Annotated in this window: 21 protein-coding genes; 10 read left to right on the top strand and 11 right to left on the bottom strand. The window is 74.4% G+C overall.

Annotation, left to right across the window (positions count from 1 at the left end; all coding sequences use genetic code 11):
- Nucleotides 1–120: 120 nt before the first annotated feature.
- Together ABT026_RS29180 and ABT026_RS29175 are read right to left on the bottom strand one after the other, a co-directional pair.
- Entirely contained in the window at nucleotides 121–831 is a 711-nt protein-coding gene (locus ABT026_RS29180) for a DsbA family oxidoreductase (RefSeq protein WP_351118178.1), read from the bottom strand.
- 93 nt (nucleotides 832–924) lie between these two features.
- Complete coding sequence (locus tag ABT026_RS29175) at nucleotides 925–2,025, bottom strand: pyridoxal-phosphate-dependent aminotransferase family protein (protein ID WP_351118177.1); 1,101 nt, start codon at nucleotides 2,023–2,025, stop codon at nucleotides 925–927.
- A gap of 266 nt (nucleotides 2,026–2,291) precedes the next feature.
- Between ABT026_RS29175 and ABT026_RS29170 the strand changes: the two genes are divergently transcribed.
- Nucleotides 2,292–3,791 carry a PstS family phosphate ABC transporter substrate-binding protein gene (locus ABT026_RS29170; protein WP_351118176.1) on the top strand — a complete coding sequence of 500 codons (1,500 nt, stop codon included), beginning with the start codon at nucleotides 2,292–2,294 and terminating at the stop codon, nucleotides 3,789–3,791.
- 33 nt (nucleotides 3,792–3,824) lie between these two features.
- A complete protein-coding gene (locus ABT026_RS29165) occupies nucleotides 3,825–4,916 on the top strand; it encodes an amidohydrolase family protein (RefSeq protein WP_351118175.1) in 1,092 nt (363 codons plus the stop codon).
- A gap of 66 nt (nucleotides 4,917–4,982) precedes the next feature.
- On the opposite strand, the gene ABT026_RS29160 is transcribed toward ABT026_RS29165, so the two are convergent.
- The 3 genes from ABT026_RS29160 to ABT026_RS29150 form a co-directional block, all read right to left on the bottom strand.
- Complete coding sequence (locus ABT026_RS29160) at nucleotides 4,983–5,774, bottom strand: enoyl-CoA hydratase/isomerase family protein (protein WP_351118174.1); 792 nt, start codon at nucleotides 5,772–5,774, stop codon at nucleotides 4,983–4,985.
- Between the two features lie 135 nt (nucleotides 5,775–5,909).
- Nucleotides 5,910–6,131 carry a helix-turn-helix domain-containing protein gene (locus tag ABT026_RS29155; protein WP_030578326.1) on the bottom strand — a complete coding sequence of 74 codons (222 nt, stop codon included), beginning with the start codon at nucleotides 6,129–6,131 and terminating at the stop codon, nucleotides 5,910–5,912.
- 318 nt (nucleotides 6,132–6,449) lie between these two features.
- The gene (locus tag ABT026_RS29150; protein WP_351118173.1) at nucleotides 6,450–8,048 is read right to left on the bottom strand and encodes an ABC-F family ATP-binding cassette domain-containing protein; all 1,599 of its coding nucleotides are present in this window, start codon (nucleotides 8,046–8,048) and stop codon (nucleotides 6,450–6,452) included.
- A 195-nt stretch (nucleotides 8,049–8,243) separates the two neighbouring features.
- Here ABT026_RS29150 and ABT026_RS29145 point away from each other — a divergent pair, with 195 nt between their 5' ends.
- The gene (locus tag ABT026_RS29145) at nucleotides 8,244–8,657 is read left to right on the top strand and encodes a VOC family protein (RefSeq protein WP_351118172.1); all 414 of its coding nucleotides are present in this window, start codon (nucleotides 8,244–8,246) and stop codon (nucleotides 8,655–8,657) included.
- Between the two features lie 69 nt (nucleotides 8,658–8,726).
- On the opposite strand, the gene ABT026_RS29140 is transcribed toward ABT026_RS29145, so the two are convergent.
- The 3 genes from ABT026_RS29140 to ABT026_RS29130 all read right to left on the bottom strand — a co-directional run bounded on the left by ABT026_RS29140 (nucleotide 8,727) and on the right by ABT026_RS29130 (nucleotide 12,188).
- Nucleotides 8,727–10,196, bottom strand: coding sequence for a hypothetical protein (locus ABT026_RS29140; protein WP_351118171.1), 1,470 nt, complete (start codon nucleotides 10,194–10,196; stop codon nucleotides 8,727–8,729).
- Nucleotides 10,197–10,285: 89 nt separating this feature from the next.
- On the bottom strand, nucleotides 10,286–11,422 hold the full coding sequence (locus ABT026_RS29135) for an alpha/beta hydrolase (RefSeq protein ID WP_351118170.1): 1,137 nt from the start codon (nucleotides 11,420–11,422) through the stop codon (nucleotides 10,286–10,288).
- 88 nt (nucleotides 11,423–11,510) lie between these two features.
- Entirely contained in the window at nucleotides 11,511–12,188 is a 678-nt protein-coding gene (locus tag ABT026_RS29130) for a class II aldolase/adducin family protein (protein WP_351118169.1), read from the bottom strand.
- A gap of 303 nt (nucleotides 12,189–12,491) precedes the next feature.
- Between ABT026_RS29130 and ABT026_RS29125 the strand changes: the two genes are divergently transcribed.
- Together ABT026_RS29125 and ABT026_RS29120 are read left to right on the top strand one after the other, a co-directional pair.
- Nucleotides 12,492–13,745, top strand: a complete 1,254-nt coding sequence (locus ABT026_RS29125) for an inorganic phosphate transporter (RefSeq protein WP_351118168.1) — start codon at nucleotides 12,492–12,494, stop codon at nucleotides 13,743–13,745.
- A 43-nt stretch (nucleotides 13,746–13,788) separates the two neighbouring features.
- Nucleotides 13,789–14,010: a hypothetical protein gene (locus ABT026_RS29120; RefSeq protein ID WP_351118167.1), complete on the top strand. Its 222-nt coding sequence runs from the start codon at nucleotides 13,789–13,791 to the stop codon at nucleotides 14,008–14,010.
- A gap of 166 nt (nucleotides 14,011–14,176) precedes the next feature.
- Here the strand turns inward: ABT026_RS29120 and ABT026_RS29115 are convergent, their stop codons facing one another.
- Nucleotides 14,177–14,953, bottom strand: coding sequence for a nucleopolyhedrovirus P10 family protein (locus tag ABT026_RS29115; RefSeq protein ID WP_351118166.1), 777 nt, complete (start codon nucleotides 14,951–14,953; stop codon nucleotides 14,177–14,179).
- 86 nt (nucleotides 14,954–15,039) lie between these two features.
- Here ABT026_RS29115 and ABT026_RS29110 point away from each other — a divergent pair, with 86 nt between their 5' ends.
- From ABT026_RS29110 to amaP, 5 genes are all read left to right on the top strand, one after another.
- Nucleotides 15,040–15,465: an Asp23/Gls24 family envelope stress response protein gene (locus ABT026_RS29110; protein WP_351118165.1), complete on the top strand. Its 426-nt coding sequence runs from the start codon at nucleotides 15,040–15,042 to the stop codon at nucleotides 15,463–15,465.
- A 96-nt stretch (nucleotides 15,466–15,561) separates the two neighbouring features.
- A complete protein-coding gene (locus ABT026_RS29105; protein ID WP_108954004.1) occupies nucleotides 15,562–15,747 on the top strand; it encodes a hypothetical protein in 186 nt (61 codons plus the stop codon).
- A 2-nt stretch (nucleotides 15,748–15,749) separates the two neighbouring features.
- Nucleotides 15,750–16,133, top strand: a complete 384-nt coding sequence (locus ABT026_RS29100; RefSeq protein WP_351118164.1) for an Asp23/Gls24 family envelope stress response protein — start codon at nucleotides 15,750–15,752, stop codon at nucleotides 16,131–16,133.
- Nucleotides 16,130–16,759 carry a DUF6286 domain-containing protein gene (locus ABT026_RS29095; RefSeq protein ID WP_351118163.1) on the top strand — a complete coding sequence of 210 codons (630 nt, stop codon included), beginning with the start codon at nucleotides 16,130–16,132 and terminating at the stop codon, nucleotides 16,757–16,759. The genes ABT026_RS29100 and ABT026_RS29095 overlap by 4 nt, the downstream gene beginning before the upstream one ends.
- Nucleotides 16,756–17,343, top strand: coding sequence for an alkaline shock response membrane anchor protein AmaP (amaP, locus tag ABT026_RS29090; protein WP_351118162.1), 588 nt, complete (start codon nucleotides 16,756–16,758; stop codon nucleotides 17,341–17,343). Before ABT026_RS29095 ends, amaP begins: the two co-directional genes overlap by 4 nt.
- Nucleotides 17,344–17,543: 200 nt before the next feature.
- Here the strand turns inward: amaP and ABT026_RS29085 are convergent, their stop codons facing one another.
- Both ABT026_RS29085 and ABT026_RS29080 read right to left on the bottom strand, forming a co-directional pair.
- Nucleotides 17,544–18,299, bottom strand: a complete 756-nt coding sequence (locus ABT026_RS29085; protein WP_351118161.1) for an SDR family oxidoreductase — start codon at nucleotides 18,297–18,299, stop codon at nucleotides 17,544–17,546.
- 28 nt (nucleotides 18,300–18,327) lie between these two features.
- Entirely contained in the window at nucleotides 18,328–19,182 is an 855-nt protein-coding gene (locus tag ABT026_RS29080) for an SURF1 family cytochrome oxidase biogenesis protein (RefSeq protein WP_351118160.1), read from the bottom strand.
- Nucleotides 19,183–19,234: the final 52 nt, after the last annotated feature.

The following is a 19,234-nucleotide window of genomic DNA, read 5'->3' as shown; positions in this document are numbered from 1 at the left end:
CGTGCTGAACGAGGTCTCCGGCGCGCTGCTCGCCACGCTGAACCCCGAGCGCTGCATGGAGCTGACGGCGCGGCTGGCGGCCGATGCGCCGTCACCAGGGGGACGGCGCACGCCCGTCCGTCACCGCTGCGGGACCTCGCAGCCGTCGGGTCCGCAGGCGTCCCCGTCGGAGAGCACCGTCAGCGGCGACCGCTCGCCCCAGGCCTGGGTGAGGGCCTGGGAGAACAGCTCCACCGGCTGCGCGCCGGAGACCCCGTACCGGCGGTCGATGACGAAGAACGGCACGCCGGAGACGCCCAGTTCGGCCGCCTCCTGCTCGTCGGCCCGCACCTCGGGGGCGTACGCGGACGGGTCGCCCAGCACCTCGCGCACCTCGTCCTCCGCCAGGCCGGCCCGCACCGCCAGCTCGACCAGGTACTCGTCGGCGTCGCCGAAGACCGAACGCTCCTCGGCGAAGTTGGCCCGGTAGAAGAGGTCCAGCAGCTCGCTCTGGCGGCCCCGCTCCTTCGCCAGCTGCAGCAGCCGGTGCAGGTCGAAGGTGCCGCCGTGGTCACGGCCCTCGGACCGGTACGGCAGGCCCTCCCCGGCCGCCTGCGCCGCCAGGTTCGCCTCGCCGGCCGCCGCCTGCTCCTCGGTCATCCCGTACTTCTTGGCCAGCAGCCCGAGGACCGGCTCCACGTCCCCCTTGGCGCGCCCGGGATCCAGCTCGAACGACCGGTGCACGACCTCGACGTCGTCACGGTGCGCGAAGGCGGCCAGCGCCTTCTCGAAACGGGCCTTCCCGACATAACACCAGGGGCACGCGATGTCCGACCAGATCTCCACACGCACGGGGGCACTCCATCAAGCAGGGGGCAGTTCTCCGTGCGGAAACCGTTCGCCCGGCCGCCGCATTCCCGGCGGCCGGACTTCGCGGTCCCGGGCCTACTTCCAGGCGCTCGCGGCTGCCCGCAGCGCGCCCGCGAGGTCCACATCGGCGCCCCGCTCCGCCAGCGCCGCGCCCAGCGCGGCCAGGCTGCCCTGGACGGCGCCCGGCGTGGCGTCCCGCCCGTAGTGGTTGACCCGGATCATCTCGGAGGCGAGCGCGCCGCCCCCCGCCGCCAGCGGCAGCGCGGGGTCGGCCGCCAGCGCCCGCGCGACCAGCTCGGAGGCCACCACCCCGGCCGGGGTGCGCAGCGTGGTCGCCACCGGCGCGGCGTCCCGCGCGTCGTGGACGTACGGCTCCAGCCCGCCGCCCAGCGCCACCGCGCCGGCCCGGGTCGCCGCGGCGGCCGACGCGTGGCGGGCCATCAGCGCCTCCAGGCCCTCGCCCTCGACCCGCTCCACGCAGGCCTCCAGCGCCAGCATCTCCAGCTGCGCCGGGGCGTGCAGCAGCGCGGTGCGGCCGCGGTCGATCCACCGCTCCTTCCAGTCCAGCAGCGACAGGTAGGAATGGCGGGGCGCCTTCGGGTTGGCGGCCATCCGCGCCCAGGCCCGCTCGCTCACCGACACCGCGGAGACGCCCGCCGGGCCGCCCAGCGCCTTCTGCGCGCCGATCACGCACAGGTCGACGCCCCACGCGTCGGTCAGCACCGGCTCCGCGCCCACGGAGGCCACCGCGTCCAGGTACAGCAGCGCGCCGTGCTCCCGGACCACCTCGCCGATCTCCCCGACCGGGTTGGTGTTGCCGGTGGCCGCCTCGGCGTGCACCAGCGAGACGAAGTCGATCTCCGGGTGCTCGGCCAGCGCCTCGCGGATCTGCCCCGCGGTCACCGCGGTGTGGAAGGGCACCGCCAGGTCGTGCACCGTCGCGCCGCAGTCGCGCAGCCAGTCGCCGAAGGTCTGCCCGTAGGGACCGGTGACGACGTTCAGCGCCACCGTCCCCGGACCCGCGCAGCCGCGAATCGCGCCCTCCAGCGGCAGCAGCGCCTCGCCCTGGGTGATGACGACGTCGTTGCGGGTGCCGAGCAGCCGCGCCACCCGGTCCGCGACGTCGGCGAAACGGGCGGCGCTGAGCGGCGCCAGGTCCAGGAAGGGGTGGGTCACGGTGGTGCTCTCTTCGCTCAGGAACTGCGGGGGACTGGCACGTATGCCGCGCGCGGGCCGATGCGGGAAGGGCCGACGCGGGAAAGGCCGATGCGCCCTGAGGGTAACCGGTGCCCGGGCGGGGCAGCGGACGGCCCGGTTCCGGCCGCCCTCGGGACGGCCGCGGACACCCGCGGAGAACGGCCCGGCAACAGCCGGTGAACTCTCTGTCCGCCGCCGCCCACGGCCTCCCCGGGGCCGGGAGCCGACCGTACGTTGTCCCCACCATGGACACGTTCCCCTGGGAGATCGCCCTCACCGTGCTCGGTGTCGTCATACCGGCGGTGGCCGGCGTGTACGAGTTCTTCTTCATCGGCAGGAGGCGGCTCGGCTACCGCATCCAAATGGACACCCGGGCGTTCGGCGGCGAGTTCGCCGGCGCGCGGCACCCCTCCCTGGTCCTGATCCGGATCGAGAACAACGGCTCGGTCCCCGTCGACGTCGACGACTACATGGAGACCGACCCGGTGGGGCTGTCCGTCCGCTTCCCGCGCCGCCGGGTCGTGCGCGCCTTCGACCCCGCGCGGCGCGGCCCCAGCTCGCCCACCAACGCCGTACCCGAGCTCAACCGGGACCCGGAGCGGGCCGAGCCCGACGTGCTGCGGCTGCCCCGGGTGCCGCTCAACCGCAACGAGCACTACAAGGTGCTCGTCCTACTCGACGAACTCGACCCGGACGCCGCGCCCGACCGGGACGGCGACGCGTCCGACGCGGTGATGGAGAGCCGGATCAAGGGCGGCCGGGTCATCCGCACCCGGTACCGCTCGGGCGTGTCCCGGGGCGTGGTCGCGCTGATCACCGTGATGGCCTCGCTGATCGTCGCGCTGTACTACGTGTCCGGCGAGGACTCCGCCGCCGTGGACTGCGCCTCCGGCAAGCTCACCGTGGTCGGCTCCACCGCGTTCCGTCCCGTGGTGGAGAAGGCCGCCGAGAGCTACCTGCGGGCCTGCGCCGGCGTCCCCGGCGAGGTGGAGATCGACGTCCGGGCGACCGGCAGCCAGGAGGGCGTCCGCGCCCTCGACGAGGCGGGACGCCGCGCCGGCGAGGAGGGCCCGGCGATGCTCGCCTTCTCCGACGGGCCGAAGAGCGAGGGGCACCCGCAGCTGCTGCCCCGCCCCGTGTCGTTCTCCCTCCTCACCCTGGTCGTCAGCGAGGACGCCGGGGTCCAGGACCTGACGCCGGCGCAGATCCGGCGCGTCTACGCGGGCCGGTACCGCAACTGGAAGGACGTCGGCGGCAACGACCTGCCGATCGCCCTGGTCGGCCGCTACTCCAGCTCCGGCAGCCGGCGTGCCCTGGAGGAACGTCTCCTCGACGGCGCCACCGAGCCCAACGTCACCTCCCAGGACTGCCGCCGGCGGGTCGCCCGCCCCGACAACCCCACGCTGCGCTGCGAACGCGGCTCCACCTCGGAGGTCCTGGACACCGTCGCCGCCGTCCCGGGCGCCCTCGGCTACGCGGAGGCCCACGCGGCCGCCGCCGAGGCGGACCGCCTCCACCTGGTCCGCATCGGCGGCCACCCGGCCGAGCTGGACGCCGCCGACCGCGGCGTCTACCCGTTCTGGGCGACGGAGTACGCGTACACCTACGGGCAGCCGGCGGCCGACTCCCTGACCGCCGGGTTCCTGCGGTACATCACCCAGGAGGTCGGCCAGGACGTGATCCGCGAGTACGGTCAGCGCCCCTGCGCGGACCTCGCCAACCCGCGCCTGTGCCGCCCCTCATGACGGAGCGGGACCGGGGGATCTAGGGTGCGGTGCATGAGCGATCACGCGGTGCTGCGGGTGAAGGGGAGGGTGCTGGTCGGGCCCGAGGAGGTCCGCGACGAGATCTGGGTGGTCGGCGGGCGGATCAGCCTCGACCGCCCGGCCGGGGCCCGGGACGTCCGCACGGTCGAGGGCTGGGTCCTGCCCGGGCTGGTCGACGCCCACTGCCACGTCGGACTCGGTGCCCACGGCGCGGTGCCGGACGACGTCGCGGAGAAGCAGGCGCTGACCGAACGGGAGGCCGGTGCGCTGCTGCTGCGGGACGCCGGATCGCCCGCCGACACCCGGTGGACCGACGAGCGCGAGGACTTGCCGAAGATCATCCGGGCCGGGCGGCACATCGCCCGCACCCGACGCTACATCCGTGACTTCGCCTGGGAGATCGAGCCGGAGGACCTGGTCGCGTACGTCGCCCAGGAGGCGCGGCGCGGCGACGGCTGGGTGAAGCTGGTCGGCGACTGGATAGACCGCGGCGAGGGCGACCTCGCGCCCTGCTGGCCCCGCGGGGCCGTCGAGGCCGCGATCGCCGAGGCCCACCGGCTGGGCGCGCGGGTCACCGCGCACTGCTTCGCCGAGAACTCGCTGCGGGACCTGGTCGAGGCGGGCATCGACTGCGTCGAGCACGCCACCGGGCTCACCGAGGAGACCATCCCGCTCTTCGCGGAACGGGGCGTGGCCATCGTCCCGACCCTGGTCAACATCGCCACCTTCCCGAAGCTGGCGGCGGGCGGGGAGGAGAAGTTCCCGCGCTGGTCCGCCCACATGCGGCGGCTGCACGAGCGGCGGTACGAGACGGTGCGCTCCGCGTGGGACGCCGGCGTGCCGGTGTTCGTGGGCACCGACGCCGGAGGATCGCTGCCGCACGGGCTGGTCGCACAGGAGGTCGCCGAGCTGGTGCGGGCGGGCATCCCGGCCGCCGACGCGGTCGGGGCCGCCTCGTGGACCGCGCGGTCCTGGCTCGGCCGGCCCGGCATCGAGGAGGGCGCCCCCGCCGACCTGGTCGTCTACGACGCCGACCCCCGCCAGGACGTCGCCGCCCTCGCCGCACCCCGGCGTGTCGTCCTCGACGGCCACGTGGTGGCGTGAGCCGAGCGTGAAGGCCGGGGCCCCGTGCACGGAGCCCCGGCCGAAGGCGGTGCCGGGGAGGGGGAGTTACTCCCCGACCCCCGCGAGGTCCCGCAGACGCCGGCCCTGCGCGGCCCGCTCCGCCGCCCGCTGCTCGTCGAAGGTGCGGCCCGCCGCCCCCTGCAGCAGCGCCTTCGTCTCGATCACCGCGTCCCGCGGCGCGGCCAGCAGCGCGGCCACGAGATCACGCACCGTGTCGTCCAGCTGCTCGCGGTCGACCGCGAGGTTGGCCAGACCGCTGGAGACCGCCTCCTGGGCCGTCACGAACCGTCCGGTGGCGCAGATCTCCAGCGCACGGGCGTATCCCACGAGCGCCACCAACGGCTGCGTGCCGGTGAGGTCGGGCACCAGGCCCAGGCTGGTCTCGCGCATGGCGAACTGCACGTCGTCCGCGACGACCCGCAGGTCGCAGGCGAGAGCGAGCTGGAAGCCGGCGCCGATGGCGTGCCCCTGCACGGCCGCGACGGTGACGATGTCACTGCGGCGCCACCAGGTGAACGCCTCCTGGTACCCGGCGATGATCGCGTCCATCTCGGCGTCGCCGCCGCGGGCCATGTCCAGGAAGGACGGCTCGCCGGGGAAGCCCTCGGGCGTGAACGCCTGGCGGTCGAGCCCCGCGGAGAAGGACTTGCCCTCACCGCGCAGCACGACCACCCGGACGTCGCCCGGGAGCGCACGGCCGGCCTCCGCGAGGGCCCGCCACAGGGCAGGGCTCTGCGCGTTGCGCCGGGCCGGGTTGGTCAAGGTCACCGTCGCGGTCTCACCGTCGACGACGAGCCGGACTCCGTCCTTGTCGAGGACAGGGTCGAGCGAAGTCATGACGCCTCCGAATGGGTGCGGTCGGCCGACGCGTCCCCGTGGGACGCGCCGGTAAGTGACTGCACAGTAACCACCCGGTCGGTCGGTGGACCGACCGGGTGGCCGCCGTTCATCGGAGCCGACGGCTGCCCGGCCTCAGGCCGACTGCGCCTTCTTGCCACGCGTCGCCCCGCCACGCCCACGGAGCGTGACACCCGACTCGCTGAGCATCCGGTGCACGAAGCCATACGAGCGGCCGGTCTCTTCGGCCAGCGCCCGGATGCTCGCACCGGAGTCGTACTTCTTCTTCAGGTCTGCCGCGAGCTTGTCGCGCGCGGCGCCGGTAACCCGGCTGCCCTTCTTCAGAGTCTCGGCCACCCGTGCCTCCTCATGGGAAGTGCGCTCTGGTCCTCTCATGATCACCCCTCCCCGCCGTCCTGGCCACCCATTCGGCAAGGTCCGTGCGACCGGCTTTTGACGACAGGAGCGTGTGCGCACAATCGGAATGCGTCATTCTGTCGACCGGTACCCGCACAGCTGAGCGGTATTCCGGACGAATCAGCAGGTCATGGGCGCAAAGCGGCCGGGCTCCCCGAAGAGGGGAGCCCGGCCGAAAATCCATGCATGACACACCTGGGTACCAGGAGTTCTCACACAGATGATGGAGCGGGGATCGTCCGAATGATCCAATACGGGTCAGGCGAGCGCCACCAGGTCGGCGTACGAGGCGCCCCAGAGGTCCTCGATGCCGTCCGGGAGCAGGATGATCCGCTCCGGCTGGAGCGCCTCCACCGCGCCCTCGTCGTGGGTCACCAGGACCACCGCGCCCTTGTAGGTGCGCAGCGCCCCGAGGATCTCCTCGCGGCTGGCCGGGTCGAGGTTGTTGGTGGGCTCGTCCAGCAGCAGCACGTTGGCCGAGGAGACGACCAGCGTCGCCAGGGCGAGACGGGTCTTCTCGCCGCCGGAGAGGACGCCGGCCGGCTTGTCGACGTCGTCGCCGGAGAACAGGAACGAGCCGAGCACCTTGCGGACCTCGACCAGGTCCAGGTCGGGCGCCGCCGAGCGCATGTTCTCCAGCACCGAGCGCTCCGGGTCCAGCGTCTCGTGCTCCTGGGCGTAGTAGCCGACCTTCAGGCCGTGCCCGGGGACGATCCGGCCGGTGTCGGGCTGCTCCACCCCGGCCAGCATGCGCAGCAGGGTGGTCTTGCCCGCGCCGTTGAGGCCCAGGATGACGACGCGTGAGCCCTTGTCGATGGCCAGGTCGACGTCGGTGAAGATCTCCAGCGAGCCGTAGGACTTGGACAGCTCCTCGGCCATCAGCGGAGTCCTGCCGCAGGGCGCCGGCTCCGGGAAGCGCAGCTTGGCGACCTTGTCGGACTGGCGGGCGTCCTCGAGGCCGGAGAGCAGCCGCTCGGCACGACGGGCCATGTTCTGCGCGGCGACCGTCTTGGTGGCCTTGGCGCGCATCTTGTCGGCCTGGGCGTTGAGCGCCGCGGCCTTCTTCTCGGCGTTCTGGCGCTCGCGCCTGCGGCGCTTCTCGTCCGCCTCGCGCTGCTGCTGGTAGAGCTTCCAGCCCATGTTGTAGACGTCGATGGCGGCCCGGTTGGCGTCCAGGTAGAAGACCTTGTTGACGACCGTCTCGACCAGCTCGACGTCGTGGGAGATCACGACGAAGCCGCCGCGGTAGCTCTTCAGGTAGTCGCGCAGCCAGACGATCGAGTCCGCGTCGAGGTGGTTGGTCGGCTCGTCGAGCAGCAGGGTGTCGGCGTCCGAGAAGAGGATGCGGGCCAGCTCGATACGACGGCGCTGACCGCCGGACAGGGTGTGCAGCGGCTGGCCGAGCACCCGGTCGGGCAGATTGAGGGCGGCGGCGATGGTGGCGGCCTCGGCCTCGGCGGCGTAGCCGCCCTTGGTGAGGAACTCGGTCTCCTGGCGCTCGTACTGCTTCATCGCCTTCTCGCGCGTGGAGCCCTTGCCGCTGGCGATGCGCTCCTCGTTCTCGCGCATCTTGCGCAGCAGCACGTCGAGCCCGCGGGCGGACAGGACACGGTCGCGGGCGAGCACGTCGAGGTCACCGGTACGGGGGTCCTGCGGGAGGTAGCCGACCTCGCCGGAGCGGGTCACGCTGCCGGCGGCGGGGATGCCCTCGCCGGCCAGGACCTTGGTGAGGGTGGTCTTGCCGGCGCCGTTGCGGCCGACCAGGCCGATGCGGTCGCCCTTGGCGACGCGGAAGCTGGCGGACTCGATGAGAACGCGGGCTCCGGCACGCAGTTCGATACCGGTGGCGGTGATCACGGACAGACTCCAGGGCGTGAGAAAGGGCGGACGGTCTTCGCGGAGGCGTACCGCCGTCTAATGCGCGAGGAGAAAGGCCATGCCGAAAAGTCTAACGGGCGGATGCAAGCAGATTTCCCGGCGTGCGTTGTCGGACCCGGGTGCCAGACTGTGCAACAGGTCACACAAAACCGACATCCGAGGCAGGTGGTGGCGATGGCCGACTCACGAGGCGGGCCGTCCGGTCTGTGCCCGACGCTGCTCTACGCGGACGCCAGGGCGGCGGTCCGGCAGCTGACCGAGGCCCTGGGCTTCCGGCAGCTCGCCCTGTACGAGGGCGAGGGCGGCACGGTGGCGCACGCCGAGCTCGCCCAGGGCGGCGGGGTGGTGATGCTCGGCTCCAAGGACAACGGCGGAGTCTTCGCCCGGGCCATGCGGGACGCCGGTCCGGCCGGGGTCTACGTGGTCGTCGAGGACGTCGACGCCCACCACGCCCGCGCCGTGGAGCACGGCGTGGAGATCCTCACGGCGCCGGCCGACCAGGACTACGGCTCACGGGACTACATGGCCAGGGACCTCGAGGGCAACGTGTGGAGCTTCGGCACGTACGCCCCCGGGACGCCCGCCTGAGCCGACGCCCGCCTGAGCCGACCGCGCGTGGCTTCCCGCCCGGCTGCCCGGGGCCGCGGCGGACGGCGGTCAGCCGCCCCCGGTGTGCACCTGGAAGGCCGCCCGGCGCACGGCCCTGGCCAGCGCCGGGTCCGGGTGGGCCGCGGCCAGAGCCACCAGCACCTGCACGGTGCGCGGGTGGCCGACGGCGCGGACCTCCTCCAGCAGCTGCGGCACGGTCGGCTGCATCGCCGACTCCAGGTGGCGCACCAGCATCGGGCCCTCGCCGTGGTCGGCCACCGCCGCCGCGGTGTCGACCCACAGCCAGGTGGCCTCCTCCCGGGTGAGCACCTCGTGGGCGTCCTCGGCGTCGGCGCCCTCGTGCACGGCGAGCCACAGCAGCGCGTAGGGCCGCAGCACCGCCTCGGCGGCCGCGGCGCGGACCTCCGCCTCGGCGGGGGCGCCGACGACCCGCAGCGCGTCGAAGGCCAGGCCGCGCAGCAGGGCGTCCTCGCCGCGGGCGGCGGTCAGCAGCTCGGCGACCGCGCTGCCCACCGGACGGGCCGCCAGCCACGCCTGGTACTCGGCGCGGGCGGCGTTGGGCCGCAGCCGGGCGCAGCCGCGCAGCATGTCCTCGGCGGCCTGCTCGATGTTGCCCGCCGGGCTCTGGGCGGCCACGCAGATCTGCTCGAGCTTGACCCAGACCGCCCAGCTGCCCAGCGGGGTCAGCGTGGCCTGCCGGGCCGGACCCTCGTCCTCCAGCTCCAGGGCGCCCACGCCGGCCAGCGCGCCCAGCGCCCAGTCCAGCAGCGGGGCGAACTCGCCCGCCGTCACCGGCCGGGGGACCGTCCGCTCCCCGGGCAGCGGCGGCGAGGCCGTCGGCTCGGTGGGCGGCTCGGAGGGATGGGCGTCCGCTGTCGCCGTGTAGGGGACCTCGCAGCGCTCGGTGCGCAGCTCGGTGACCCGCTGCCCGAGCAGGTCCAGGAGCTGCTCCACCGGCACCGGTCCGGCCGACAGCTGGAGGAAGGAGAGCACCTGCGGCATCGCCGAGACGGTGTCGGACACCGCGGAGTGCTCCAGGTCGTCGGGCTCGGGGCAGGCCAGCGACCAGGCGTCGAAGAGGGCGACCCAGCCGCGCAGCACGGCGCTGTCGTCACGGTCCCAGGCGCGCAGCCGCCACCCGGGGCGGGCGTCGGCGCCGTGCACCTCGACCAGTCCGGCCAGCCGGGCGATGTCCCAGTCGGAACGGACCCGCTCGACGCTCAGCCCGAGCTCCCGGGCGGCGCGGGCGGCGGTCGGGTCGGAGAGCGTGCCCTTGCCGTCGGGGGTGCCGCCCTCGGTGCCGGGGCCCAGCGCCGCGTCGGCCCAGCGGGCCACACGGACCGGGCCGGTCAGCCGGGCGCGCGCCATGGCGGCCAGCGCGGAGCGGGGCGGCGTCCCCTCGGGTGGCCGGGGCGCCGGCCTCGGGGCACGCCGCTGGTCCGTCACTCGGGGGGCGGCGGCCAGGGGTCGGGTACGGACGAGTCGAAGCCTGGAGTCGCGCGGGTTACGGGACGTCACGGGGGCAGTCTCTCGGTTGGGGGACCGAAAACCCAAACGGAACGTCCGGTCGGCCTTCGGAAGGGTGCCTCCGAAGGCCGACCGGGGCGTCACATGAAGGGCGTGAGGAAGCGGCGCACGGCCTCTTCGTACCGGTTCGGATCGCTGTTCCACATCGCCGCGTGCGGCGCGTCGCGGAAGGTCCGCAGCGTCACCAGCTGCGGCAGGCGGTCGGCGAGGGTGCGGGACAGCTCCCAGTCGGCCACCTCGTCGCCGGGCCCGTGCAGGATCAGCGTGGGCGTCCGCAGCGGTTCGGGGGCGTCCCAGGCGGGGTCCTCGTGGGCCTGCAGCCTGCCGCGGGCCGCGCGCACCGCCAGCGGCAGCAGGGCGCGGGGCACCCCGCGGGCGGAGGCCAGGGTGCGCGCCGTCGCCTCCCAGTCCAGCACCGGCGAGTCCAGCACCAGCCCGGCGATCCGGCTCCGCAGAGGTGAGCGCTGGGCCGCGCGCAGCGCCATGGTCGCGCCGGCGGACCAGCCCAGCAGGACCACCCGGCGCGCGCCGAAACGGACGGCGTAGCGGATCGCGGCGTCCAGGTCGCGCCATTCGGTCTCGCCGAAGTGGAACCGGCGGTCGGGGGAGCGCGGGGCGTCCGGGTCGCCGCGGTGGGCCAGGGCGAGCACCGCGAAGGACTGGTCGTGGAAGAAGGGGAGCAGGTTGAGCACCTGTTCACGGGTGGAGCCCAGGCCGTGGGCGGCGATCACCCAGGTGGAGCGCTGCCCCGGCATGAACCAGGCGGGCAGCATGCCCAGCTCGCCGGGGACCTCCACGTCCGCGTAGGTCAGATCCAGGGCGGTCACCGGGTTGCCGACGCGCAGCGACGGCGTGAGCCACACGCGGTCGCCGGCGCGGAAGGAGCCCCGCTGCACGCTCCGCAGGCCGCGGACGACCGCGTCCGCCGCGTGCGCGACGTCCTCGCGGACCGGGCCGACCACGGCGTGCGCACCGCCGGCCCCGCCGTCCTTGCCGATGAGCCCGTAGTACCCCGGGCGCAGGGCCGCCAGGTCGCGGGTGAGGCTGATCCAGTCCTCGCCGACGGCGTGCACGGTGAGATGGGGCTCCGTGGGCAGCGGGCGGTCCGGTGGCGTCTTGAGCGCGGCGTCTCCCGCCAGCCGTCCGGCGGCCACGGCCGCCGCCGCTCCGGCGACCGCCGTGACAGCTGTAGCGGCCTTGATGTTCACAGTGCGCACCTGACCAGTTTCACGGAGCTCCCCAGACCTCGCCACCGCAAGCCGCGTCGGGCTTCCTCGCACGCACGTGTGCCCCGTTCCGGCGCTGTCAGCCCTCGGCGGGCCGCCCGTAGTGGCGCAGACGCTCCGCTGTCTCCGTGAGCTGTGCGGGTGTCAGGAGGGAGGGGGAGCGGCCCGGGACGGAGGAGGCGAGCAGCCACAGGCGGCACATCCACTCCAGCTGGGCGGTGCGGTCGTACGCCTGGTCGAGGTCGTCGCCGCAGGCCACCGTGCCGTGATTGCGCAGCAGGCAGGCCGTGCGGTCCCGCAGCGCGTCCACGGCGGCCGCGGCGAGCTCCTCGGTGCCGTAGGTCGCGTAGCGGGCGACCTGGACCGGGCCGCCGAGCGCGGCCGTCATGTAGTGGACCGGCGGCAGTTCGTCGACCAGCGTGGAGACGGCCGTGGCGTGCACCGCGTGGGTGTGCACCACGGCCCCGGCGCCGGTGGCGCGGTACACGGCGAGGTGCAGCGGCAGCTCGCTGGTCGGCTCGGCACGCCCCAGCACCCGGCGCCCGTCGAGGTCCACGCCGAGCACGTCGCCGGGCCCCAGGCGGTCGTAGGGCACCCCGGAGGGGGTGACCAGCACCGTGTCGCCGACGCGCACCGAGAGGTTGCCCGAGGTGCCGACCACCAGGCCCTCCTCGGCGGTGCGGCGGGCGGCGGCCACCAGCCGCCGCCAGGCCTGTGCCGTTTCGTCCGGTACGCTCGTCCGCTCGGTGTCGCGCATGGCGGGGATCCTGCCACCTCCGGCGGCCTCGCCGGGGCCGTGACAAGGATCTCCCCGGCGCCGCCGGAGCCGCCGTGCCGCAGCCGGCCCGCGCGGGGTGCCCGGGAGAGGCGGAAGCCTTGCGGCCGTTGGGCCGTATCGACACGTCGACACCTTCGGCCGACCTCGCGGGCAGGCGGTCCGGGACCCCCGTGGGGCCCGCATGGGTGAGCGTAAACCGCGCGTAGGGCGTCAGTTCACCTTCCGTTCACCCTGGTTACCTACGTTCGAATCGCCAACGACGTCGAACGATTGCCTGGGTAAATGGAAAGCTTCTCGCTGATCCTCGCGATTGTGGTGATCACCGCTCTCGCGTTCGATTTCACGAACGGTTTCCACGACACCGCCAACGCCATGGCCACCACGATCTCCACCGGCGCGATGAAGCCGAAGATCGCCGTGGCGATGTCCGCCGCGCTGAACCTTGTGGGTGCTTTCCTCTCCGTGGAGGTCGCCAACACGATCTCCAAGGGACTCGTCGACGAGTCGGGGATCCAGCCCGAGGTGATCTTCGCGGCCCTGGTGGGCGCCATCCTCTGGAACCTGGTGACCTGGCTGGTCGGTCTGCCGTCCAGCTCCTCGCACGCCCTCATGGGCGGTCTGCTGGGCGCCACCGTCGCCTCCGCCGGCTTCGGCGCGGTCAACGGCGGCACGCTGGTCACCAACGTGCTGATCCCGGCTCTCGCCGCCCCGGTGGTGGCCGGCATCGCCGCCACCGTCGGCACGCGGATGACCTACAAGCTCGGCTCGAAGACCGAGGAGCGGACCGCCAAGAAGGGCTACCGCGCCGGCCAGATCGCCTCCGCGGCCCTGGTCTCCCTCGCCCACGGCACCAACGACGCCCAGAAGACCATGGGTGTCATCACCCTGGCCCTGGTCACCGGCGGCGTGCTCGTCCCGGACTCCGACCCGCCGGTGTGGGTCATCGCCTCCGCGGGCATGGCCATCGCGCTCGGCACCTACCTCGGCGGCTGGCGCATCATCCGCACGATGGGCAAGGGCCTGACGGACCTCCAGCCGCAGCAGGGCTTCGCGGCCCAGACCTCCGCCGCCACGGTCATCCTGGCCTCCTCCCACCTGGGCTTCTCGCTCTCCACCACGCACTCCGTCTCGGGCGCCGTGATGGGCGCCGGACTCGGCCGCAAGGGCGGCGTGGTCCGCTGGTCCACCGCCGGCCGGATGCTGGTCGCCTGGCTGCTCACCCTGCCGGCCGCCGCGCTGGTCGCCGCGGGCGCCGAGTACGTCACCCAGCAGGGCACCTGGGGCACCGTCGTGGTGGCCGTCTTCCTGGTCGGCTCCAGCCTCGGCATCTGGCTGCTCTCCCGCCGCGAGGTCGTCGACCACACCAACGTGAACCAGGTCGAGGAGGACGGGGTCGTCGCCGACGCCGTCGCCGCGGTCGGCGTGCCCCCGACCCTCGCGGTCGAGGAGGAACTCGGCCGTGTGATGCCCGTCCAGGCCACCGGCCCCGCCCTCGGCCTCGACGAGAAGCACGCGACCTCGCCCGCCAAGGTCTGACGACCTCCGGCGCACTCCCCAGCGAACCAGGAAGAGAAGCAGCATGAACATCGACTGGGCGGCTCTCGGCTCCGTCTTCGGGGTCAGCCTCGTGGCCACCGTGGTCCTGGTGGGCCTGTTCACCCTCGGCATCGCCGGCCTCTCCCAGAAGGAGAAGGCGGCCCGCACCGGGGGCACGGCCCCCCTCGCGGTCACCGGCGCCTACCTCAGCTTCGCCGGCTGCGCGGCGGCGGTGGCGTTCGGCATCTACCTGATCGTCGCCTGACCTTCCCGGTCGGGCACGGCGGCGCACGGCAAATCGCCCGAGGGCCCGGCGGAGACACGCTCTCCGCCGGGCCCTCGGGCGTTCCCCTGCCGCCTGCCGCCTGCCGCCTGCCGCCTGCCGCCTGCCGCCTGCCGCCTGCCGCCTGCCCCCGGCCGCCCCCGCCTGCTTACTCCACCGCGGTGACCAGCACCGCGACCGCGGCCTGCGGCAGCACGCTCGTCACCGCCCCGCGCACGTCCAGCGCCACGTCCAGCGGCCGCCGCGCCCGGCTCACCGCCACGTCCACCCGGACCAGGCGCCGCCCGGTCCCCGCCTCCTCGGACAGGTGCAGGCCGCGCCGCACCGGGCCGCCGGGCACCACCGGCATCCCACGCGGCTCCAGCACGCCCGGCACCGCCCGCACCGCCGCGTCGACGAGCGCCTCGTCGCCGCCGATCGGCGCGTGGTGGTCCCCGGCCGGACGGGCCGGGCCGGGCGGGTAGGAGAGCTCGTCCTCGTCCTCCTCGAACTCCGCGTCACCCGAACGGCCCTCCCCGTCGACGAGAAGATCCGTCACCTCCACGTCGACCGTCCCGACCAGCAGCCCCAGCTCCTCGGCGGCCGCCGAGACCGCCTCCCGCAGCCGCCGCGCGGCCTCGGTCACCGGCTCGCCGCCCTCCGCGGCGAAGGCCGCCGCCACCCGCAGCGGACCGGGCGCCGCCGCGGCCTCGGGCGCGGGCGGGGCCGGGCGCTGCGCCGCGCCGTCGGCAGGGTCGATCCGCAGGTTCCGCAGGCGGATCCCCGGCACCTGGCGCGCCGCCTGCCGCAGTGCGGCCCCGGCCGGGCGCGCGGCGATCCACAGGCCGTCGTGAGGCCCGCCCAGCGGCAGCGGCCTGCCGAGCCCGGTCCGGCGCCGGAGCGTCCCGGCCAGCTCCTGAGAGGTCCTTCTCGCATGGGAGGTCATTCCTCCACCTTGCCGTATCCACACGGCGAGTCACGCCAACGCCACTTAGCGTGGTCGCAGGAGGACGACCGAAAGGACGTACGGCTATGAGCGAGACGACGAACGCCACCGGCGCCGCGGGCACCCGTGGCCGCACCACGATCGCCGACGGAGTGGTCGAGAAGATCGCCGGTCTGGCGGCCCGCGACGTGATGGGCGTGCACGCGATGGGCAGCGGCACTTCCCGGGCCTTCGGCGCGATGCGCGAGCGCGTTCCCGGCGGAGGCAGCCAGAAGTCCGTCTCCCGCGGCGTGAAGGCCGAGGTCGGCGAGGTGCAGACCGCGCTCGACCTGGAGATCGTCGTGGACTACGGCGTCTCCATCTCCGACGTCGCCCGCGACGTCCGGGAGAACGTGGTCGCCGCCGTCGAGCGGATGACCGGCCTTCAGGTGGTCGAGGTCAACATCGCGGTGAGCGACGTGAAGCTCCCCGACGAGGAGGACGAATCCGCGCCGGAGCCCAGGATCCAGTGACCGGGTCCACCGGGGCCCGGCCCGCCGGGACCACTCCCGACGCGACGAGGCACAGGATCGTGAGGCGCACGTGAGGCGCACGATGAGGAGCGCACGATGAACATGGCCGTGATCGGCATGATCGCCGGGATGGCGCTGGGCTTCGCCGGGTACTTCGGCGGCTTCGGGGCCTTCCTGCTGGTGGCGGCGCTGGGCGCCGTCGGCTTCCTGGTGGGCAGGTTCCTGGAGGGAGACCTGGACGTCGGCGACCTGTTCCGTCCCCGCGGCGACCGGCGGGGGTGACGGTGCCCGCGACGACCACGGCCGCCCGCCGCCCGGAGAACGCTCCGGGCGGCGGCCCGGCCTCCGTACCCGCCGGCGAGCGGGGCGAGACCCGACTCGCCGACCGCGTGGTGGCGCGGATCTCCGCCCAGGGCGCCCGTGAGGCGCTGGACTTCCTGCCCGCCGACGCGGTGCCGCCCTACGCCACCGTCAACCTGCACCAGGACGCCGGAACGGTGCGGGTCAACGTCAGCCTCGAACTCGCCTACCCCTCCGACATCGCCGGTCAGTGCCGCGCCGTGCGCCGCCGCGTCACCGAGCGGGTGGCGGAGCTGGCCGGACTGAAGGTCCTGGAGGTCGTGGTGCACGTGGAACGCCTGCACGCCGTCCGGGGAGAACTGCGATGAGCGACACGACTACGGACGAACAGCCGCCCCAGCAGCCGCCGCAGGCCCCGGACACCGGGGCCACGGTGGTCGAACCGGGCGCCACCGGACGGTTCTGGTCCACGCGGCGCCGGCCCTCCGCCGTGGCCGCGCTGGTGCTGCTGGCCGCCTCGGTCCTGCTCCTGTCCGACCTGGCGGCGGTCCGCGCCGGACGCTCCGCGACGGCGGCCCGCCGCAGCCTGGCCCGGGAGCTGTCCCAGCGGCCGCTGGACGACGTGTGGGTGCTGGTCGGGGCCGGGGTGGCGGCCGCCCTCGGGCTCTGGCTGCTGATCCTGGCCCTCACCCCCGGCGTGAGGGGCATCCTGCCCATGCGGCGCACCAACCCGGAGATCCGCGCCGGCCTGGACCGCAAGGCCGCCTCCATGGTCCTCAGGGACCGGGCCATGGAGGTGCCCGGGGTGCAGTCGGCCCGGGTCAAGGTCGGCCGCAGGAAGGCCGACGTGCGCGCGGTAGCGCACTTCAGGGAGCTCGAAGAGGTGGGCGCCGACCTCCGTGCGCGGCTGGAGGAGGCGGTGCGCGGGCTCGGCCTGTCGCGGCCGCCGTCCCTCGCGGTGCGGGTACGCCGACCCGAACGGAAGAAGGGGTGAACGGGGTGCTGCGTAGCGTCAACCGGGTGCTGCTGGGACTGATCGGCCTGGTGCTGCTGGTGCTGGGCGGCTCGGTCCTGGCGATCGGACTGGGCGCGCCGTCGCCGAGCTGGTGGATCCACCGCGACCGGCACGACGTCCTGCTCACCACGGCGGAGCGGACCAAGTGGCGGGACCAGGGCTGGTGGTGGCCGGTGGTCTTCGCGGTGCTCGCGGTGCTGGTCGTGCTGGCCCTGTGGTGGCTGACCCGCTCCGTGCAGCGGCACCGGCTGTCGGTGGTGAACGTCGACACGGGCGACGACGAGGGCGCGGCGCTGCGGGCGCGGGCGCTGGAGGGCTCGGTCGCCTCCGAGGCGGCCGACCTGGACGGCGTCGAGCGGGTGCGGGTACGGCTCACCGGACGGCGGCGGACGCCGCGGGTGCGGATGCGGGTCCGGCTGGAGCCGGACGCGGACCCGGGCCTGACGCTGGACCGCCTCACCCACGAGACGCTGGCCCACGCCCGCGCCGCGGTGGGCACGACCTCGCTGCCCTCCGAGATCCGCATGCGCGCCCACGCCCACCGCGCCGAACGCGTCTCCTGACCACCGCCGCCGTACCGAATGCCGACCGCTACCGTCCGGCTGCCCGGCTGCCCGCCTGCCGCCGCCCGCCGATCGCTCGGCCGGCCGGCCGTCGGACCGTCGGACCGTACGCCGCGGGAGTGCGGCCGCCCGGCAGCGTGGGAACGGGGCGGACGCGGCGAAGGGGCCCCGGGCGGCATGCCCGGGGCCCCTTCGGGTGGTCAGAAGCCGCGGCGGACGCCGCCGTCCACCGGGAGCATGATCCCGGTCAGGTAGGACGCGGCCGGCGAGAGGAGGAAGGCGGCCACCCGGCCGAACTCCTCCGGGGTCCCGTACCGGCCCAGCGGGATGCGCGACTCGTTGGCCGCCCGCGTCGCCGCCGGATCGGCGGACAGCGCGTCCAGCTCCCGCACCCGGTCCGTGTCGATCCGCGACGGCAGCACGCCCACCACGCGGACACCGCGCGGACCGAGCTCGTCGGCGAGGGACTTGGCGAAGCCGGCCAGGCCCGGCCGCAGCCCGTTGGAGATGGTCAGCCCACCGATCGGCTCGTGCACCGAGGCGGACAGCACGAAGCCGATCACGCCGCCCGCGCCGAGCTCCGCCGCGGCGGCCCTGGCCATCCGCACCGCGCCCAGGAACACCGTCTCGAACGCGCCCAGCCACTGCTCGTCGGTGTTGTCCGCGGCCATCCCGGCCGGCGGCCCGCCCACACTGATCAGCACGCCGTCGAACCGGCCGAAGCGCTCACGCGCCGCCGCGATCAGCCGCTCGGGGGTGGCGGGGTCGCCGTTGTCGGCAGCCACGCCCACGGCGTTCGCGCCCAGCTCCGCGACGGCCGCGGCGACGGAGGCCTCGTCACGGCCGGAGACGACCACCTTCGCGCCGTCGGCGACCAGTTCCCGCGCGGTGGCGTTGCCCAGGCCGCGGGAGCCGCCGGTGACGACGTAGACACGATCCTTCAGTCCAAGATCCATGCCCACCATCCTGCACCCGGCGCCGCCGTCAGGCGGTGGCCGGGGTCGGCGTCCCCTCCGTGGCGTCCTCGCCGCCGGACCCGTCGCCGTCCCCGCCGTTCCCGTCGACGTCCCCGCCGGACCCCTTCCCGGCCTCCTCCTCGCGGCGCTCCCGCAGCTCGCGCCGGACCAGCACCACCCAGCCGACCGGCACGCCGGCGGTGAACAGCCACCACTGGATCGCGTAGGCCATGTGGTTGCCGATGGAGTCGTGGTCGGGACCGGAGACCGGCTCGGGGCTGCCGTCGGCGGGGGCGGGGGAGACCAGCTCGACGTACCCGCCGAGGACCTCGGCGCCCAGCCGCTCGGCCTCCTGCTCGCTGTTGATCAGCATGACCTGCCGGTCGGGCAGGTCGGCGAGGTTCTTGATGCCGCTCTCGGCGGTGGTCTGGTCGGCCATCAGCCGACCGGTGACCGTCACCTCGCCGCGCGGCGGGGCGGGAATCTCGGGGAACTCCGTCTGCCGGCCGTCGGCCGGCACCCAGCCGCGGTTGACCAGCAGGTAGCGTCCGTCGTCCATCCGCAGCGGGGTCAGCACGTGGTAGCCGACCCGGTCGTCCGCGTTGGTGCGGCGGCGCACCACCACCTCGCGGTCCGTCTCGAAGACCCCGCGGGCGCTCACGCGCCGGTAGTAGAGGTCGCGGTCGACCTGCGCGCCGGGCCGCGTCAGCGACGCGACCGGCACCGGATCGGCGTCCAGCGCCTGCGCGATGCGCTGGTTGGAGGCGACCCGGTCGAAGTGACGGTGCCACTGCCAGAAGCCCAGCTCGATCATCGTGGGGATGAGCGCGAGGGCGACCAGGGTGACGATCACCCACTGCCGGGTCAACAGGAAGCGGTACACAGGACGACGGTAACAATTGCCGCGTCCCGGCCCGCCCCCGGCCCCGGCGCCC

It is taken from the genome of Streptomyces sp. NPDC002734 (assembly GCF_040295685.1).
Lineage (GTDB): Bacteria > Actinomycetota > Actinomycetes > Streptomycetales > Streptomycetaceae > Streptomyces.
Note: the sequence above shows the minus strand (reverse complement) of the source record. Positions and strands in the feature narration are given on the sequence as shown.

What these genes read in the sequence shown, in the direction of transcription:
- ABT026_RS29170 (WP_351118176.1), top strand. Translation starts at nt 2,292, where the DNA reads ATGGACACGTTCCCCTGGGAGATCGCCCTCACCGTGCTCGGTGTCGTC.
- ABT026_RS29165 (WP_351118175.1), top strand. Translation starts at nt 3,825, where the DNA reads ATGAGCGATCACGCGGTGCTGCGGGTGAAGGGGAGGGTGCTGGTCGGG.
- ABT026_RS29160 (WP_351118174.1), bottom strand. Translation starts at nt 5,774, where the DNA reads ATGACTTCGCTCGACCCTGTCCTCGACAAGGACGGAGTCCGGCTCGTC.
- ABT026_RS29145 (WP_351118172.1), top strand. Translation starts at nt 8,244, where the DNA reads ATGGCCGACTCACGAGGCGGGCCGTCCGGTCTGTGCCCGACGCTGCTC.
- ABT026_RS29130 (WP_351118169.1), bottom strand. Translation starts at nt 12,188, where the DNA reads ATGCGCGACACCGAGCGGACGAGCGTACCGGACGAAACGGCACAGGCC.
- ABT026_RS29125 (WP_351118168.1), top strand. Translation starts at nt 12,492, where the DNA reads ATGGAAAGCTTCTCGCTGATCCTCGCGATTGTGGTGATCACCGCTCTC.
- ABT026_RS29120 (WP_351118167.1), top strand. Translation starts at nt 13,789, where the DNA reads ATGAACATCGACTGGGCGGCTCTCGGCTCCGTCTTCGGGGTCAGCCTC.
- ABT026_RS29115 (WP_351118166.1), bottom strand. Translation starts at nt 14,953, where the DNA reads ATGACCTCCCATGCGAGAAGGACCTCTCAGGAGCTGGCCGGGACGCTC.
- ABT026_RS29110 (WP_351118165.1), top strand. Translation starts at nt 15,040, where the DNA reads ATGAGCGAGACGACGAACGCCACCGGCGCCGCGGGCACCCGTGGCCGC.
- ABT026_RS29105 (WP_108954004.1), top strand. Translation starts at nt 15,562, where the DNA reads ATGAACATGGCCGTGATCGGCATGATCGCCGGGATGGCGCTGGGCTTC.
- ABT026_RS29095 (WP_351118163.1), top strand. Translation starts at nt 16,130, where the DNA reads ATGAGCGACACGACTACGGACGAACAGCCGCCCCAGCAGCCGCCGCAG.
- ABT026_RS29085 (WP_351118161.1), bottom strand. Translation starts at nt 18,299, where the DNA reads ATGGATCTTGGACTGAAGGATCGTGTCTACGTCGTCACCGGCGGCTCC.